The sequence below is a fragment of the Nocardioides sp. F233 genome (assembly GCF_057813895.1).
Map to the genome: position 1 here is coordinate 101,610 of NZ_JBVASH010000008.1, position 16,565 is coordinate 118,174.

At 73.1% G+C, this 16,565-nt stretch carries 14 protein-coding genes; 4 read left to right on the forward strand and 10 right to left on the reverse strand.

The genetic code is table 11. The features are described from left to right. Nucleotides 1-141: 141 nt before the first annotated feature. The gene (locus ACZYRU_RS24940; RefSeq protein ID WP_488959806.1) at nucleotides 142-1,632 is read right to left on the reverse strand and encodes an FHA domain-containing protein; all 1,491 of its coding nucleotides are present in this window, start codon (nucleotides 1,630-1,632) and stop codon (nucleotides 142-144) included. Then, complete coding sequence (locus tag ACZYRU_RS24945; protein WP_488959807.1) at nucleotides 1,629-2,468, reverse strand: PP2C family protein-serine/threonine phosphatase; 840 nt, start codon at nucleotides 2,466-2,468, stop codon at nucleotides 1,629-1,631. The genes ACZYRU_RS24940 and ACZYRU_RS24945 overlap by 4 nt, the downstream gene beginning before the upstream one ends. A 21-nt stretch (nucleotides 2,469-2,489) precedes the next feature. On the opposite strand from ACZYRU_RS24945, the gene ACZYRU_RS24950 reads away from it, so the two are divergent. After that, nucleotides 2,490-4,778, forward strand: a complete 2,289-nt coding sequence (locus ACZYRU_RS24950) for a helicase-associated domain-containing protein (RefSeq protein WP_488959808.1) — start codon at nucleotides 2,490-2,492, stop codon at nucleotides 4,776-4,778. A 132-nt stretch (nucleotides 4,779-4,910) separates the two neighbouring features. After that, on the forward strand, nucleotides 4,911-6,569 hold the full coding sequence (locus tag ACZYRU_RS24955; RefSeq protein WP_488959809.1) for a DNA repair helicase XPB: 1,659 nt from the start codon (nucleotides 4,911-4,913) through the stop codon (nucleotides 6,567-6,569). Nucleotides 6,570-6,647: 78 nt separating this feature from the next. Here ACZYRU_RS24955 and lon read toward each other — a convergent pair whose 3' ends face one another. The 7 genes from lon to ACZYRU_RS24990 all read right to left on the reverse strand — a co-directional run bounded on the left by lon (nucleotide 6,648) and on the right by ACZYRU_RS24990 (nucleotide 14,259). Beyond that, nucleotides 6,648-8,984, reverse strand: coding sequence for an endopeptidase La (gene lon / locus ACZYRU_RS24960; protein ID WP_488959810.1), 2,337 nt, complete (start codon nucleotides 8,982-8,984; stop codon nucleotides 6,648-6,650). An 80-nt stretch (nucleotides 8,985-9,064) separates the two neighbouring features. Beyond that, nucleotides 9,065-9,604, reverse strand: a complete 540-nt coding sequence (locus ACZYRU_RS24965; protein ID WP_488959811.1) for a Uma2 family endonuclease — start codon at nucleotides 9,602-9,604, stop codon at nucleotides 9,065-9,067. 18 nt (nucleotides 9,605-9,622) lie between these two features. Beyond that, on the reverse strand, nucleotides 9,623-10,837 hold the full coding sequence (locus tag ACZYRU_RS24970; protein ID WP_488959812.1) for a DUF2786 domain-containing protein: 1,215 nt from the start codon (nucleotides 10,835-10,837) through the stop codon (nucleotides 9,623-9,625). Between the two features lie 146 nt (nucleotides 10,838-10,983). Further along, on the reverse strand, nucleotides 10,984-11,721 hold the full coding sequence (locus ACZYRU_RS24975) for a hypothetical protein (RefSeq protein ID WP_488959813.1): 738 nt from the start codon (nucleotides 11,719-11,721) through the stop codon (nucleotides 10,984-10,986). After that, entirely contained in the window at nucleotides 11,718-12,380 is a 663-nt protein-coding gene (locus ACZYRU_RS24980) for a 3-oxoacid CoA-transferase subunit B (protein ID WP_488959814.1), read from the reverse strand. The genes ACZYRU_RS24975 and ACZYRU_RS24980 overlap by 4 nt, the downstream gene beginning before the upstream one ends. Then, complete coding sequence (locus tag ACZYRU_RS24985; protein ID WP_488959815.1) at nucleotides 12,380-13,075, reverse strand: 3-oxoacid CoA-transferase subunit A; 696 nt, start codon at nucleotides 13,073-13,075, stop codon at nucleotides 12,380-12,382. The genes ACZYRU_RS24980 and ACZYRU_RS24985 overlap by 1 nt, the downstream gene beginning before the upstream one ends. Continuing rightward, entirely contained in the window at nucleotides 13,075-14,259 is a 1,185-nt protein-coding gene (locus tag ACZYRU_RS24990; protein ID WP_488959816.1) for a thiolase family protein, read from the reverse strand. The genes ACZYRU_RS24985 and ACZYRU_RS24990 overlap by 1 nt, the downstream gene beginning before the upstream one ends. A gap of 72 nt (nucleotides 14,260-14,331) precedes the next feature. On the opposite strand from ACZYRU_RS24990, the gene ACZYRU_RS24995 reads away from it, so the two are divergent. Beyond that, nucleotides 14,332-15,222 (forward strand): LysR substrate-binding domain-containing protein, encoded by an 891-nt coding sequence (locus ACZYRU_RS24995; protein ID WP_488959817.1) that lies wholly within the window; start codon nucleotides 14,332-14,334, stop codon nucleotides 15,220-15,222. On the opposite strand, the gene ACZYRU_RS25000 is transcribed toward ACZYRU_RS24995, so the two are convergent. Then, complete coding sequence (locus ACZYRU_RS25000) at nucleotides 15,212-15,667, reverse strand: MarR family winged helix-turn-helix transcriptional regulator (protein WP_488959818.1); 456 nt, start codon at nucleotides 15,665-15,667, stop codon at nucleotides 15,212-15,214. The two genes, ACZYRU_RS24995 and ACZYRU_RS25000, sit on opposite strands and share 11 nt — an antisense overlap. Nucleotides 15,668-15,734: 67 nt before the next feature. On the opposite strand from ACZYRU_RS25000, the gene ACZYRU_RS25005 reads away from it, so the two are divergent. Further along, entirely contained in the window at nucleotides 15,735-16,565 is an 831-nt protein-coding gene (locus tag ACZYRU_RS25005; RefSeq protein ID WP_488959819.1) for a sulfurtransferase, read from the forward strand.

Below are 16,565 nucleotides of genomic sequence, written 5' to 3' on the forward strand. Positions count from 1 at the left end.
GCAGGCGAGCGGCGCTCAACGCGTGCGATGGCAAGGCGCCGAGGCGACGGCAGACTGATCGTCTTTCGAGCATCGGCAACGCCGCCAGCGTGCGTGGTGAGCGCTGCGTAGCGCGCGAGTCCTCGTCGTCCATCATCTAGGTCAGGGACGGGTGACCTGGATCGTGATCCCGTCACCGAGGTTGATGGTGGCGCCGGGGATCAGCTGGACGGCGATACCGGGCTTGAGGTCCTCCGGGCCCAGGCCCGGCTGCACCAGGACGGTGCCGTTGGTCGAGCCCATGTCGGTCACCACGGCCGTGCCGAGATCGGCGCCGGTGCCGGGACGGACCTCGACGTGCGTGGAGGAGATCTCGTGGAGCCGGCTGGGCACCGTGACGAGCGTCGGCTGCTCGGTCGAGGTGAACCGGCGGGCCTCCGGCGCCCGGCCGATCAGGACCGCGCGGTCGACGATGATCGACTGACCGTCGGAGACGAGGAGCTTGGCGACCGGCTGGGTGACCGGCGGCGCGGCCGGGGTACCGGGCACGGGCGGGACCAGCGGCGCCGGCGGCTCGCCGGCACCCGCGACGGTGAAGCCGTCGTGCTCGATGCCGGGTCCGGGCGGTGCGGAGACCCCGCCCACCGGCTCCCACGAGCCGACCGGCAGCGGAGGTGCGTCGGGCAGCTCGGGCGCACCCGGGGCGGGGGGCGCGGGCGGTCCCGGCGGCGGGGGCGGCACCCAGCCCGGCGGCGCGACCTCGGTCGGACCGCCCAGCGGCGGGAACGACGGCGCGGGTACGGCGGGCGTCGGCGCCTCGTCGAGCGGGTCACCGTCGGCGGGCTCGGCCGCAGTGTCGGCGTCGTCGGCTGCGTCGTCGGCGGCCGGGGTGTCCCACGGGGTCACCCAGCCGTCGGGCGCGGGCTCCTGGGGCGCCTCGGCGAGCGGCTCGTCCATCGACTCGTCGACGACGTCCATCACCTCGGTGGCGGGGCCGTCGTCGAGGTATGCCGCCTCGGTCACCGCCGCTCCGCCCTCGTCGAGGGGGCTGGGCTCGTCGAGGGCGAGGTGCGCGCCACCCAACGAGGGCACGGGCTCCGGCTCGGGCTCGACGACCGGCTCCGGCTCAGCGACCGGCTCCGGCTCAGCTGCCGCCTCCGGCTCGACGACCGGCTCGGGAGCAGCGACGGCGGCCACCACCGCGGGACGGTCGATCCGGCCCACCCGGACCAGTCCGGTGAGGATCGGGAAGTCGGTGTCGTCGACCTCGCCCTCACCAGCCGGGAGGCTGATGCTCAACGCGGTGACGTCGTCGAGGCTGCGCTCGACCCAGGTGTGGCTGGCGCCGCCGTCGACGGTCACGGTCTCACCGGCGGCGGTGACGGTGGCGACCACGTCGGCGCCGCGCAGCAGGAAGCGGGTCGGGCCCTGGTCGGTGCTGACCAGCACGAAGCCGGGGATCCGGCTCAGCCCCGAGGCGAGCAGCCCGTCGAGGACGTCGTCGAAGCCGGCGCCGCCGTCGACCATCGCCCAGAGAGCGACGACCTGGTCCTTCTGCGACTCCGGCAGCACGATGGCGGCCTCGGGCCCGAAGACCGCGAACCACGCACCGCTGCGGTACGACCAGGCAGTGGCAGTGCCGCTCTCGGTCATGGGAGTGCCCCCAACTTCTGCTCCAGACTCAGCCGCTGCGTGCGCGAGTCGTACGGGTCAACGTGTGCCAATCCCACCACATCGACCACGACCGCCGTGGCGTTGTCGTACCCGCCCGCGGTGACCGCAGCGGCGACGAGGGCGTCCGCGGCGTCGCGCGGGTCGTCGTGCTCCGCGAGGATCGAGGCGATGGTCACGTCGTCCACCATGCCACTGACCCCGTCGGAGCACAGCAGCAGGCGTTCGGCGGCGGCGAGGGGCAGCAGGTAGTAGTCGGCGGCGCCGCTGACGGCGCCCGGCATCGCCGCTCCGCCGAGGGCGCGGGTGATGACGTTGCGGTTCGGGTGCACGGCCGCGTCGTCGGGTGAGATCCGGCCGGCGTCGACGAGCTCCTGGACCAGGCTGTGGTCGACGCTGACCTGCTCGAGCTCGCCCTCGTTCCACCGGTAGATCCGGGAGTCGCCGACGTTGGCCAGCAACCAGTGGGGCCCGTCCACGGACTCCACGAGCAGGGCGAGCACGACGGTCGTCCCGGCCGCGAAGTCGTCACCGGCGCCGGCGGCGCGCTGCTCCTCGTCGTAGGCGAGGAGGCGGTCCTGGGCGGCCTGGAGCGCGGCGTCGACGGCCGTGGTCCCGTCCTCGAGCTCGTAGCTGCGGCGGGACAGGCGCGCGAGCTCCTCGACGGCGTACCTGCTGGCGACGTCACCGCGGTCGTGCCCGCCCATGCCGTCGGCCACCACGAAGACGGGCGGATCGGCGAGGAAGGCGTCCTCGTTGACCTTCCGGACCCGCCCGACGTCGGTCGCGGCACCGTGCTGCAGCTCGACGCGGTTCATGCGTGCCCTAGCGTTGGCCCCGTGGGAGCGGGACCGAGCGGACACCGGTCGTTGGCCGACCAGCTGCGGTCGTGGCCCGACGATCGGCTCCAGCGCCTGCTCACCGCTCGTCCCGACCTGGCCACCCCTGCCCCTCACGACTTCGGACAACTTGCGTCCCGCGCTGCGGTGAGGAACTCGATCGCTCGCGCGCTCGACAGCCTCACCCGAGGCGAGCTCTCGGTACTGGATGCCCTCGTCGTCGCCGGCCAAACCACCGATCCGGAAGTCGCCGCGATCGTCCGCGCCGAGCCGGCGTACGTCGCCGCGACGCTCGCCCGGCTGCGCGATCTCGCGGTCGCCTGGGACTCCCCCGAGGGGCTGCGGGCGCTGAGCGGCGTGGCCGACGCGATGGTCGGCGGACCGGACGCCGGGGTCAGCGGGCTGCGGCCGAGGACGGCGGCCCCGCGTCCGCCCGAGGAGATCGCGGAGGCGCTGGCGGCGCTGCCGTCGGGCGCCCGCGCGCTGCTCGACCACGTCATCGCGGAAGGCGGTACGGCGAAGTCCGGGTCGGTGCGGGTCGGGCTGCGCCCCGAGGACGCGGAGACGCCCGCCGAGCTGCTCGTCGCGCACCGGCTGCTGGTCCCCGGCGGGTCCTTCCTGCCCGGGCTGCTGGTCGTGCCCGGCGAGGTCGGACTCGCGGTCCGCGAGGGCCGCACGACGACCGAGCCGGTCGACGTCGCGCCGGCGGTCGCGTCGGAGGAGCGGTCGCCGCGGCTGGCGGCGAGTGCCGCCCTGGGCGCCGCCACGGACGTCGTACGACGCGTCGGGCTGCTCCTCGAGTGGTGGGGCACCCGCCCGGCGGCCGCGCTGCGCACCACCGGCCTCGGGGTCCGTGAGCTCAAGGCGGCCGCGACCCAGCTGCAGGTGTCGGAGCCCGAGGCGGCGCTGATCGTCGAGCTCGCGCACGAGGCCGGGCTGGCCGGCACGCGTGCGGACGCGGACGGCAACCCGGTGTGGGTGCCGACGTCGGCGTTCGACGAGTGGGCCGAGCGGCCGGTCGCCGAGCGGTGGACCGTGCTGGCGCGGGCCTGGCTGTCGAGCCCGCGGCTGCCGTCGCTGGTCGGCGAGCGCGGACCGGACCAGAAGCCGTGGAACGCGCTGACCCCCGAGCTGTCGGCTGCCGGGATGCCGGAGGCGAAGGCGATGGCGCTCGCGGTCCTGGCCGGCCTGCCCGAGGGGCACGGTCTCTCTGCCGGCACCGGCCTGCCGTCCGTGGTCGCGCGAGTCGCGTGGGAACGTCCGCGCCGGCCCCGGACGCGTCCCGACCTGGTGGCGTGGGCGGTCGCCGAGGCGGCGGTCCTCGGCCTGACGGGCGCGGACGTGCTGGCGTCGTACGCCCGACTGCTGCTGGCCGGCGAGGACCCGGCACCCGCGCTGGCCGAGCTGCTGCCGCCGCCGGTCGACCACGTGCTGATCCAGGCCGACCTGACCGCTGTCGCGCCCGGCCCGCTCGAGCCGGACCTGGCTCGGCAGCTGCAGCAGGTCGCCGACGTCGACTCGCACGGCGCCGCGACGGTCTACCGCTTCACCACCGACTCCGTACGACGCGCGCTGGACTCCGGCTGGACCGCGGCCGAGCTGCACGCCTTCGTGCTCGCCGCGTCGCGCACACCGGTCCCCCAGCCGCTCAGCTACCTGATCGACGACGTGGTCCGGTCCTTCGGCCGGCTGCGCGTCGGGTTGGCGTCGTCCTTCGTGCGCTCCGAGGACGAGGCCGCGCTGGCGGCGCTGGTCAACCACCCGAAGGCCGCGGGACTCGGGCTGCAGCGGATCGCGCCGACCGTGGTGGTCTCGACGCTGCCGATCGACGTCCTGCTCCCGCGGCTGCGCGAGCTCGGCCTGGCGCCGGTGGTCGAGGGACCCGACGGCGTGGTCCGGGTCGGCACCCCCGACTCGCTGCGTGCCCGCACTCCGCGGACCCGGGAGAGCGCCGACGCGGCCCGGGCGACGGCCCGGCAGGCCGCCCAGGTCGTGTCCGCGGTCGCGACGCTGCGCGAGGGCGACGAGGCCGCCCGGTCGCGTCCGGCGACGGCGACCGCCGCTGGCGGCGGCGTGCTGTCGGCGCTGCGTGAAGCGATCGAGCGCGGCGGCGCCGTGCTCATCGGGTTCACCGACAACCAGGGCGTGGTGTCCGAGCGGGCCGTACGCCCGCTCGTCGTGGAGGGCGGCCAGCTGACCGCGTTCGACGCCGACGCGGACGAGGACGACCCCGACGCCGAGCGCCGGTACGCCGTGCACCGGATCAGCCGGGTCATCCCTGTGGGGTGACCTGCCGACCTCGGCTTCATCACGGGATGTAGGTGAGTGGTCGGTTCTGTAGCGGAGTTCCGCTACAGAACCTCCGCTTCGGCTACATCCCGTGATGAAGCCGCGCCCACCGACGCCCAGTAAACTCGTGCGGTGACAGACGGACCCCTGATCGTGCAGTCGGACAAGTCGCTGCTGCTGGAGGTCGACCACCCGCAGGCCGCGGAGTGCCGCAAGGCGATCGCACCGTTCGCCGAGTTGGAGCGCTCCCCCGAGCACATCCACACCTACCGGCTGACCCCGCTGGGGCTGTGGAACGCGCGGGCCGCGGGCCACGACGCGGAGCAGGTCGTCGACACGCTGCTGACCTGGTCGCGCTACCCGGTCCCCCATGCCTTGCTGGTCGACGTCGCCGAGACGATGGCGCGCTACGGCCGGCTGCGGCTCGAGAAGCACCCCGTGCACGGGCTGGTGCTGGCCTCCAGCGACCGGCCGGTGCTCGAGGAGGTGCTGCGCGCCAAGAAGATCGCCGGCATGCTCGGCGCGCGGATCGACGACGACACCGTCGCGGTTCACCCCTCCGAGCGCGGCAACCTCAAGCAGGCGCTGCTCAAGATCGGCTGGCCGGCCGAGGACTACGCCGGCTACGTCGACGGCGAGGCGCACCCGATCGCTCTGGCCGAGGAGGACTGGACGCTGCGCGACTACCAGCGCGACGCGGCCGAGTCGTTCTGGCACGGCGGGTCCGGCGTCGTCGTCCTCCCCTGCGGCGCCGGCAAGACGCTGGTGGGTGCCGCGGCCATGGCGCACGCACAGGCGACCACGCTGATCCTGGTCACCAACACGGTGAGCGCCCGGCAGTGGAAGGACGAGCTCGTACGTCGTACCTCCCTGACGGAGGACGAGATCGGCGAGTACTCCGGCACCGTCAAGGAGATCCGACCGGTCACCATCGCGACGTACCAGGTCGTCACGACCAAGCGGAAGGGTGTCTACCCGCACCTCGAGCTGTTCGACGCGCGCGACTGGGGCCTGATCGTGTACGACGAGGTGCACCTCCTCCCGGCGCCGATCTTCCGGATGACCGCGGACCTGCAGGCGCGCCGCCGGATCGGGCTGACCGCGACGCTCGTGCGCGAGGACGGTCGCGAGGGCGACGTGTTCTCGCTGATCGGCCCCAAGCGGTACGACGCCCCGTGGAAGGACATCGAGGCGCAGGGCTGGATCGCGCCCGCCGACTGCATCGAGGTCCGGGTCTCGCTGCCGGACGCGTCACGGATGTCGTACGCGACCGCGGACCCGGAGGAGCGCTACCGGCTGGCGGCGTGCACCCCGGAGAAGCTGGGCGTCGTACGCGACCTCGTGACGAAGCACGCAGGGCAGCCGACGCTGGTCATCGGGCAGTACCTCGAGCAGCTCGACGAGCTCGCGACCGCGCTGGACGCGCCGGTCATCACCGGGCAGACGACGGTCAAGGAGCGGCAGCGGCTGTTCGAGGGCTTCCGGTCCGGCGAGATCGGGCTGCTGGTGGTGTCGAAGGTCGCGAACTTCTCCATCGACCTGCCCTCGGCGGAGGTCGCGATCCAGGTGTCGGGGTCGTTCGGGTCCCGGCAGGAGGAGGCGCAGCGGCTGGGCCGCCTGCTCCGCCCCGGCGAGCCCGGACCGGACGGCGAGCGGAAGGTCGCGCACTTCTACACGATCGTCGCCCGCGACACCGTCGACGCCGAGTTCGCCCAGAACCGGCAGCGCTTCCTGGCCGAGCAGGGCTACGCGTACCGGATCATCGATGCCGAGGACCTCGCCGGCGCCTGAGTGTGGACGTCGCAACGACCGAATTCGTCGCCAGCCGGGCGGTCCGACGACAAATCCGGTCGTTGCGACGCACACAGATCAGGCCGCGACCGTCGAGGCCTCCGTGACGACGAGCGCCCGCTCCAGGATCTCGGTGACCGCACCGACGGGGGTGACCGTCAGCGCCGCGAGGATCTCGGCCGGGACGTCGTCCAGGTCGGGCCGGTTGCGCTCGGGGATGAACACCTCGGTGACGCCGGCACGCTGGGCGGCGAGCAGCTTCTGCTTCACGCCGCCGATCGGGAGCACCCGGCCGGACAGCGTGACCTCGCCGGTCATCGCGATGTCCGAGCGGACCGGGCGACCGGTGAGCAGCGAGACCAGCGCGGTGACCATGGTGACGCCCGCGGACGGGCCGTCCTTGGGTACGGCGCCCGCGGGGAAGTGCACGTGGATCGACTTCTCGAAGGCCTCGGCCGGGATGGCGAGCTCGGCGGCGTGCGAGCGCACCCACGAGAGCGCGATCCGTGCCGACTCCTTCATCACGTCGCCCAGCTGACCGGTCACGGTCAGCCCCGTCTCCCCCGGAGCGACCGAGGTCTCGACGTACAGCACGTCACCGCCCATGCCGGTCACGGCGAGCCCGGTGGCGACGCCGGGGACCGACGTACGCTCCTCGACGTCCGGGGTGAACCGCGGCCGTCCGATCAGCTCCACCAGTGAGTCGACGCCGATGTCGACGCGGTCCACCGAGCCCGACGCGAGCCGGGCCGTGGCCTTGCGGAACGCCTTGGCGAGGAGTCGCTCGACCTGGCGGACGCCCGCCTCGCGGGTGTAGTTCGCCGCGATCTCGCGCAGCGCCTCGTCGCTGATGCTCACCTCGTCGGCGGACAGGGCGGCCCGCTCGAGCTGCCGCGGGACCAGGAAGTCGCGGGCGATCGCCACCTTGTCCTCCTCGGTGTAGCCGTCGATGGAGACCAGCTCCATCCGGTCGAGCAGGGCGGCCGGGATCGAGCCGATGTCGTTGGCCGTCGCGATGAACAGCACGTCGGACAGGTCGAGGTCGAGCTCGAGGTAGTGGTCGCGGAAGGTGTGGTTCTGCGCCGGGTCGAGGACCTCGAGCAGGGCGGCAGCCGGGTCGCCCCGGTAGTCGGAGCCGACCTTGTCGACCTCGTCGAGCAGCACGACCGGGTTCATCGAGCCGGCCTCCTTGATCGCCCGCACGACGCGACCGGGCAGCGCGCCGACGTACGTGCGCCGGTGACCGCGGATCTCCGCCTCGTCACGGACACCACCGAGGGCGACCCGGACGAACTTCCGCCCGAGGGCCCGCGCGACGGACTCGCCGAGCGACGTCTTGCCGACGCCCGGAGGCCCGGCCAGCAGCACGACGGCGCCGGAGCCGCGACCGCCGACGACCTCGAGGCCGCGCTCGGCACGGCGGGCCCGGACGGCGAGGTACTCGGTGATCCGGTCCTTCACCTCGTCGAGCCCGTGGTGGTCGGCGTCGAGGACGGCACGCGCCGCGACGACGTCGGTGTCGTCCTCGGTCGTGACGTTCCACGGCAGGTCGAGGACGGTGTCGAGCCACGTGCGGATCCAGCCGGCCTCGGGGTTCTGGTCGCTGGAGCGCTCGAGCTTGTCGACCTCGCGCAGCAGCGCCTCGCGGACGCTGTCGGGGACGTCGGCGGCCTCGACGCGGGCACGGTAGTCGTCGCCACCCTCGGGGTCGCCCTCGCCGAGCTCCTTGCGGATCGCGGCGAGCTGCTGGCGCAGCAGGAACTCGCGCTGGTTCTTCTCCAACGACTCGCGCACGTCGGCGTCGATCTTGTCGCTGACCTCGGACTCCGCGACGAAGTCGCGGGTCCACTCCACGAGCAGCCGGAGCCGCTCGGCGACCTCGGGGGTCTCGAGGAGCTGGCGCTTGCGGTCGTCGGAGAGGTACGGCGCGTAGCCGGCCGTGTCGGCCAGCGCCGCCGGGTCGTCGATCCGGGTCACCTGGTCGGCGACCTGCCAGGCCTCGCGACGCTGCAGCAGGCCCACGACGAGCTTGCGGTAGTCCTCGGCGAGCGCGCGGACGTCGTCGTCCACGACCCCGCCGTCGACCGGCTCGACCTCGACCCACAGGGCCGCGCCGGGACCGGTCACGCCGCTGCCGATGCGGGCACGCCCGCCGGCCTTGAGCACGGCCGCCGGCTCACCACCGGAGAACCGGCCGACCTTCTCGACGCTGGCCACGACGCCGTACGACGCGTAGCGGTCCTCGAGGCGCGGAGCGACCAGGACCTGAGCGACCTCACCGGACTCCCGCGAGGCAAGCTGAGCGGCGTCGATGGCGGCTCGGGCGGGCTCGTCGAGCTCGACCCGGACCACCATCCCGGGGAGCACCACCACATCGGAGAGGAACAGCACCGGAAGCTGGATCGGGTTCGTCATGCCCCTTCCAATGCCTTCCGGGGCTGCGGTGTTCCGGTGTTCGCGGTGGGCGAACTGGGGAACTCTCCGACGGTCTGCGTTCAGTCCAGCAGTCGCGCCGGGACGAGGGTGAGGTCGTACGGCGCGGCCGCGGTCCACTCCTCGTCGCCGGCGACCAGTGCGGCCACCTCGTAGCGGCCGTCCCGCAGCTCCCACGCGGTGAGGCTCGGCACCTCGGGATCGAGGATCCAGTACGACGCGACGCCGGCCCGCTCGTAGATCCGCTTCTTGCGCACCTGGTCACGGCCACGACTGGTCGGCGAGAGGATCTCGACGACCAGGGGCGGGGCGCCGGTCAACCCTCGCTGCTCGGGACGGTCCCGCTCCACGACCAGCAGGTCGGGCTCGACCACCGACAGCTCCTCCAGCTGCACGTCGAAGGGTGCGGCAAGGACGACGAGTCCCTCGGGTCGGGCCAGGTGCAGTGCGACGTGCAGGGCTCCTGACATCCGCTGGTGGTCGTAGGAGGGTGCCGGTGACATGACGATCTCACCCTCGAGCAGCTCGTAGCGGTTGCCGTCGTCGGGCATCCGGTCGAGGTCGTCCCGGGTGTGCCCAGGGCCGAGGGTCGGGGTCGTCATACGTCTCATCGTGCCTCCTCATGCGGAGAGCTCGCCAGCGTGCAACCGGGCTCGGTCGGCCGCGGAGCGGCCCTGCGCCGCACCGAGGGCGTCGTAACGGCCGCCGACGTTGCGATCACGCAGGCGTCCGGCGAACAGCCGGTCGAACTCGTCCTCGACGGCGGCGACGCGCGAGCGCAGGACCGGGAGAGCGCCGGAGGATCCCGGCTCGGCGAGCACCTCGGCCTCGACGGCGAGCAGCCGCTCCCGGACTCGGGCCGCGAAGCCGAGGTGGAATGACTGCCGGTAGGCGGCCGATCGGGTGCGTTCCCCGCTGCCTGCACCGTGGGCAGCAGCGGCGAGTGCGTTGCCCGCCTGGACGAGCAGGGAGGTGAACAGGATCTCGACCGTGGCGAGGTCCTCCGCGTGCCCGACGACGGCAGCCAGGTCGAGCCCGCCGAGCTCGACGGAACGACAGCGGTTGCTCCGGGCGACCGCGGCGAGCAGAACCCCCTTGGCAGCGGCGTACGGCGCCTCGAGCAGGATCCGGATCATGCGAGGTCCGTCGGTGGGCCCTCGGTCGAGGAGCCGGGCTCGGTCGACGGTGTGCCGCGCCATCAGCTCCTGGGCCTTCGCCGTCAGCGCCTCCGCCTCTGCCTCGAACGCCGTCGACTCGGCCTTCGCCAGCAGCTTGCGGATCCGGCCCAGGACCGGGTCGTCGGTCGTGGCTCCGCCGGGCGACGCGACCTCCACGACCGACGGATCGCACCCCGGCGGCGGGACCAGGAGCGGGATCCGGGGCAACCGTGCCACCACCCGCCACACGTCGGCCGCGGTGTCGTAGCACCGTGCCCGGTCGACGCCGTCGCGGCGGCGCCACTGGCGCAACCAGTCGAGCCGGGTCGACTCGGAGCCGGCGACCAACCGATCCAGCTGGGCCTGCCATCGCGGGTCGACGGCTCCGGCACGTCGGTCCTGATCGGCGACGACGGCCAGGTCGACGAGACGTCCTCCGGTGCGACCGAGGCGACGGGTCACCGCGTGCACCACCTCCCTCGGCTGCCAGCCCAGTCCGTAGGCCGAGGCGACGGCCTGCAGCAGGACCCGCTCGGCCATCGGGTCGGTGATCGACACCGAGAACGCGGACAGCCGTTCGGCCTCGGCCGTCGGGACCCGCCGTGGCTCCGTCAGCCGCCACAGCAGCCGCTGCCACACCTCACGCGCCGCGTTCGCGTCGTACCGATCTCCCGCCATGGGCACCTCCGTTGGTCGTGGAGGAGACGACACTGGTGGGAGCGTCCGACACGGTGACGCGCGTGACTGGAAGGGCTGTGGAGAACGAGGGACGGGACTCGGGTTGTGGACGGCGGACGGCACCGTCGATCACGCGTGGGACCGGATCAGACCTCGACCTCAGCCCAGTCCGGCGCCGGGCCGTCGACCTCGAGCACGTCCATCTCCTGCCACGCCGCGTCGGGCGCGCCACCGACCGGGAGGCAACGCAGCACGATGCCGGTCTGCACGTCGAGGGCGACGTCGTGGTGGTCGGGAAAGACGGTGCCGTCCGGGACCGGGCGCCAGTTGGGCGTACCCGGCCCCTCGGTCTCGCTGTGCCAGGAGACCTCGCTCCAGAGCAGCTCGCAGCAGCCACCTCCGCACCGGGGCTCGTAGCCGACGAGCGGGACGAGGTCGGCGCGCCATGCCTCACGTCCCGCGACGACGTCGACGCGGACCCGGTCGGCCTGCACGTGGTCGCTCAGCTCGACCGGGTCGAGCATCGCCACCCAGGTGTAGTTGCGCCAGATCGGGTCGTCGTAGCGCACCTCGAAGTGCGCGAGCGGCCGCTCGGCCACCAGGCCGTCGGGGCGCACCACCGGCGCCACCTCGTGCGGAAACGGCGTCCGCGGCCTCGTCTCCGACCGGCCGTCCCCCAACCGGGTCCAGACCGTCCCGTAGGGCAGACCCTCCTGTCGATGCACCTGACCGCCGGCGTCGCGAACGACGAGCCGGCCGGGGCGGGCGACGTACGCCTCGACCTCGTCGCCCAGCCATGACGCCCGGACCCGGAACAGCAGCGTGCGCCAGCGCCAGGGCGAGCTGCGCGCCAGCGCGCGGAAGGAGTCGGCGTCGGGGGTCACCCCTCCTTTGTAGCCAACGCCAGGCCGAGCCGGCGACCGAGTTCCTCGACGGAGATCCCCCACGTCTCGCGTACGACGACAGCCGGGCCGCCGACCTCGAAGACCCCGTGGTCCGTGTAGACCCGGCTGACGCAGCCGACACCGGTGAGTGGGTACGTGCAGGCCGGGACCAGCTTGGGCGAGCCGTCCTTGCCGAACAGGCCCATCATCACGAAGACGTCCTTGGCGCCGATGGCGAGGTCCATCGCGCCACCGACGGCGGGGATGGCGTCGGGGCGACCGGTGTGCCAGTTGGCGAGGTCGCCGTTGGCGGCAACCTGGTAGGCGCCGAGGACGCAGACGTCGAGGTGGCCGCCGCGCATCATGGCGAAGGAGTCGGCGTGGTGGAAGTACGACGCCCCGGGCAGCTCGGTCACCGGGACCTTGCCGGCGTTGGTCAGGTCGGCGTCGACCTCGTCGCCGTGCGCGGCAGGGCCCATCCCGAGCATGCCGTTCTCGGTGTGCAGGATGACGCCGAGCTCGTCCGGGAGGTGATCGGCGATCTTGGTGGGCTGGCCGATGCCGAGGTTCACGAAGGACCCCTCGGGGATGTCGCGGGCGATCACCTCGGCGAGCTCGTCCATCGTGAGCGGGCCGCGGCCCAGGTTCTCGACGGTCATCAGCGGGCTCCCTGCACGGTGTAGTGGCGGGCCTCGGCGGCGACCACGCGGTCGACGTAGATCGAGGGGGTGACGACGGCCTCGGGGTCCAGCGCGCCCGTCGGGACGACGGTGCTCACCTGGGCGATGGTCGTGGTGGCCGCGGCGGCCATCACCGGCCCGAAGTTGCGGGCGGTCTTGCGGTAGACGAGGTTGCCCAGTCGGTCGGCGGCGTGGGCGGAGATGAGCGCGTAGTCGCCCTTGATCGGGTACTCGAGCAGGTACTCGCGCCCGTCGATCACCCGCGACTCCTTGCCCTCGGCGAGCGGCGTACCGACGGCGGTGGGGCTGTAGAACGCGCCGATCCCTGCTCCCGCAGCCCGCATCCGCTCGGCGAGGTTGCCCTGCGGGACGACCTCGAGCTCGAGCCGGCCCGACAGGTAGAGCTCGTCGAAGACGTACGAGTCGGCCTGGCGCGGGAACGAGCAGACGACCTTGCGCACCCGGCCGGCCTTGAGCAGCGCGGCCAGGCCGACCTCGCCGTTGCCGGCGTTGTTGGACACGATGGTGAGGTCCTTGGCGCCCTGCCGGATGAGGGCGTCGATGAGGTCGAACGGCATGCCGGCGAGGCCGAATCCGCCCACCAGGACGGTGGATCCGTCCTCGATGCCGGCGACCGCCTCGTCGGCGGTCTCCATCATCTGGGTGCGTGCCATCAGCGGGCCTCGACGTTCTCGAGGACGACGGCCAGTCCCTGGCCGACGCCGATGCAGATGCCGGCGACGCCCCAGCGCTGGCCGGTCTCGCGCAGCACCTTGGCCAGCGTGCCGACCAGCCGGCCGCCGGAGGCACCGAGCGGGTGCCCGAGCGCGATCGCGCCGCCGCGCTGGTTGACGATCTCGGGGTCGATCGGCCAGGCGTCGACGCAGGCGAGCGACTGGACGGCGAAGGCCTCGTTGAGCTCGACCGCGCCGACGTCGGACCACGCGATGCCAGCGCGGGCGAGGGCGGCGTTGGCCGCCTCGACCGGCGCGTAGCCGAAGGCCTGCGGCTCGAGGGCGTACGCCGCGCGGCCGGCCACGCGCGCCAGGGGCGTCGTACCGATCCGGTCGGCGGCGGCCTCCGAGCCGAGCAGGACGGCGGACGCGCCGTCGCTGAGCGGGGAGGCGTTGCCGGCGGTGATGGTGCCGTCCTTGCGGAAGACCGGCTTCAGGCCGCCGAGCGACTCGGTGGTGCTGCCGGGGCGGATGCCCTCGTCGCGGGTGAGGTCGACGCCGTCGACGGGGACGACCAGGTCGTCGTAGAAGCCGTCCTCCCAGGCCTGGTGGGCGAGCCGGTGGGAGCGCGCGGCGAACTCGTCCTGGCGCTCGCGGGAGATCCCGAACTTCTCCTGCAGCTGCTCGTTGGCCTCGCCGAGGCTGACCGTCCACTCCTTCGGCATCCGCGGGTTGACCAGCCGCCAACCCAGCGCGGTGGAGACCGCGGTGACGTCGGCCACCGGGAACGCGCGGTCGGGCTTGGGAAGCACCCACGGGGCGCGGGTCATCGACTCGACGCCGCCGGTGAGGACGATGTCGGCGTCGCCGGTCTCGATGGTGCGCGAGCCGACCATCACGGCGTCGAGGCTGGAGCCGCACAGCCGGTTGATCGTGGTCGCGGGGACGCTGACCGGTACGCCGGCCAGCAGGGTCGCCATCCGGCCGACGTTGCGGTTGTCCTCCCCCGCGCCGTTGGCGTTGCCCCAGACCACGTCGCCGATCGCGGCAGGGTCGAGGGCGGGCGTGCGGCCCAGGACCGAGGAGACGACGGAGGCGCCGAGGTCGTCGGTCCGGACGCCGGCGAGGGAGCCGTTGAACCGGCCGAACGGGGTACGGACCGCTGCGTAGACGAAGGAGCTCACGACACCGACGCTAGGCGTACGAGTTGATATTGTGAAGGATCAGTATTCGACACGATTGAGACGATCTGACATATGGATCTGTTGCGCCACCTGCGGTACTTCGTGACCGTGGCCGAAGAACGCCACTTCGGCCGCGCCGCCGAGCGCCTGCACATGGCCCAGCCCCCGCTCTCCCAGCAGATCCGCCGCCTGGAGGCCGAGGTCGGCGTCGAGCTGTTCGTCCGCACCACCCGGCGCGTCGACCTGACCGCGGCAGGAGCGGCCTACCTGGAGCGGGCCCGGGCGATCCTGGCCGAGGTGGACGACGCCGCCGACGAGGCCCGCCGGGTCGCCGCCGGTGCGGTCGGCCGGCTCGCGATCGGCTGCGTCGGGTCCGCGACGTACAGCCTGCTGCCGGACCTCTCCCGCCGGCTGGCCGAGGAGCTGCCCGGCGTGGACTTCGCGTTCCGCGGCGAGATGCTCGTCGCCGACCAGGTCGAGGCGCTGCGCACCGGCGCGATCGACCTCGCCCTGCTGCGCCCTCCGGTCGACGACGCGTCCTTGACCCTCACGACGCTGCGCGAGGAGCGACTCGTGGTCGCCGTGCCGATCCACCACCGCCTGGCGACCCGGCGCTGGCTGCGCGTCACCGACCTCGCCGGCTCGGACCTGATCGTGCACTCGGCCGGTCGCCGCTCCGCGATGTACGACGTCGTCCGCGCCCTCTTCGCGCAGGCCGGTCTGGCGCCGCAGATCCGGCACGAGGTCGGCGAGACGTCCACCCTGGTCACCCTCGTGGCCGGTGGCCTGGGGGTGGCCGTCGTCCCCGAGCCGGTGCAGGCGCTGGCCCTCACCGGGGTCGTCTACGTACCGCTCGCCCGGCCGGTCCCGACCGTGCAGCTGGCCGTGGCCCACCGCAGCGACCGGACCGAGGCCCACCTGCTGCGCACGCTCAGCCTGGTGCGCGAGCTGGTCAGCGGGTAGCCGCGATCACGGCCGTGAGCCGGGCGTGCAGGTCGAGGAGCTCCTCCAGCGGCATCCCGAGCCGCTCCACGATCGCGGGCGGGATCGCCTCGGCGTCGTCGCGCAGCGACCTGCCGCGCTCGGTCAGCACCACCGCGAGCGCGCGGTCGTCGTGCGGGTCGCGCTCGCGACGCAGGTAGCCGGCCGACTCCAGCCGCTTGAGCAGCGGCGAGAGCGTGCCCGGGTCCAGCTCCAGCATCCTCGAGAGCTCCGAGACGCGCAGCGGCTCGCTGTCCCACAGCGCCAGCATCACGAGGTACTGCGGATGGGTCAGTCCGAGCGGCTCGAGCAGCGGCCGGTAGAGCGCGATGACGCTGCGCGACGCGATCGCGAGGGCGAAGCAGACCTGCTGGTCGAGCGCGAGCGGGTTCTCGAGCTGCGGACGGGAATCAGGAGCGGTCGGCATGTTGTTAGCGTAGCAATAGTTGGTGTACAAACTGTTGCCACACAAACCAATCACTCAGGAGATGACCATGGCCCGCAGCGATGTCCTCGTCGACGGCGACTGGCTCGAGGAGCGCCTCGGCGCCCCGGGCGTCGTCGTGATCGAGGTCGACGAGAACCCCGCCCTCCACGGCACCAGCCACGTCCCGGGCTCGACCAGCCTCGACTGGTCCACCGACCTGCGCCAGGTCCCGCGTCGCGACGTGGTCGACCAGTCCGGCTTCGCTGCCCTGATGGGCCGGCACGGCGTGACCAACGCCGACACCGTGGTCCTCTACGGCGGCGACAACAACTGGTTCGCTGCCTACGCCTACTGGGTGTTCAAGCTCTACGGCCACGCGGAGGTCCGCCTGCTCGACGGCGGCCGCAAGAAGTGGGAGCTCGAGGGCCGTCCGCTGGACGGCGTCGTCACCCACCGCGCGGAGTCGACGTACACCGCCGGTCCGGCCGACCCCGCACTGCGGGCCTTCCGCGACGACGTGATCGCGGCGATCGGCGTACGCGAGATCGTCGACGTCCGCTCCCCCGCCGAGTTCAGCGGCGACATCCTCGCGCCGGCGCACTTCCCCCAGGAGCAGCCGCAGGTGCCCGGCCACGTGCCGACCGCGGTCAACGTGCCGTGGTCGCAGGCGGCCGCCGAGGACGGCAGCTTCCGCACCGACGACGAGCTCCGTGCGCTGTACGGCGGCGCCGGGCTCGCCCTCGACGGCAGCCCGGTCACCGTCTACTGCCGGGTGGGCGAGCGCAGCGCGCACACCTGGTTCGTCCTGCACGAGCTGCTCGACCTGCCCGACGTCCGCAACTACGACGGCTCGTGGGTCGAGTACGGCTCGCTGATCGGCGCCCCGGTGGAGGTCTGA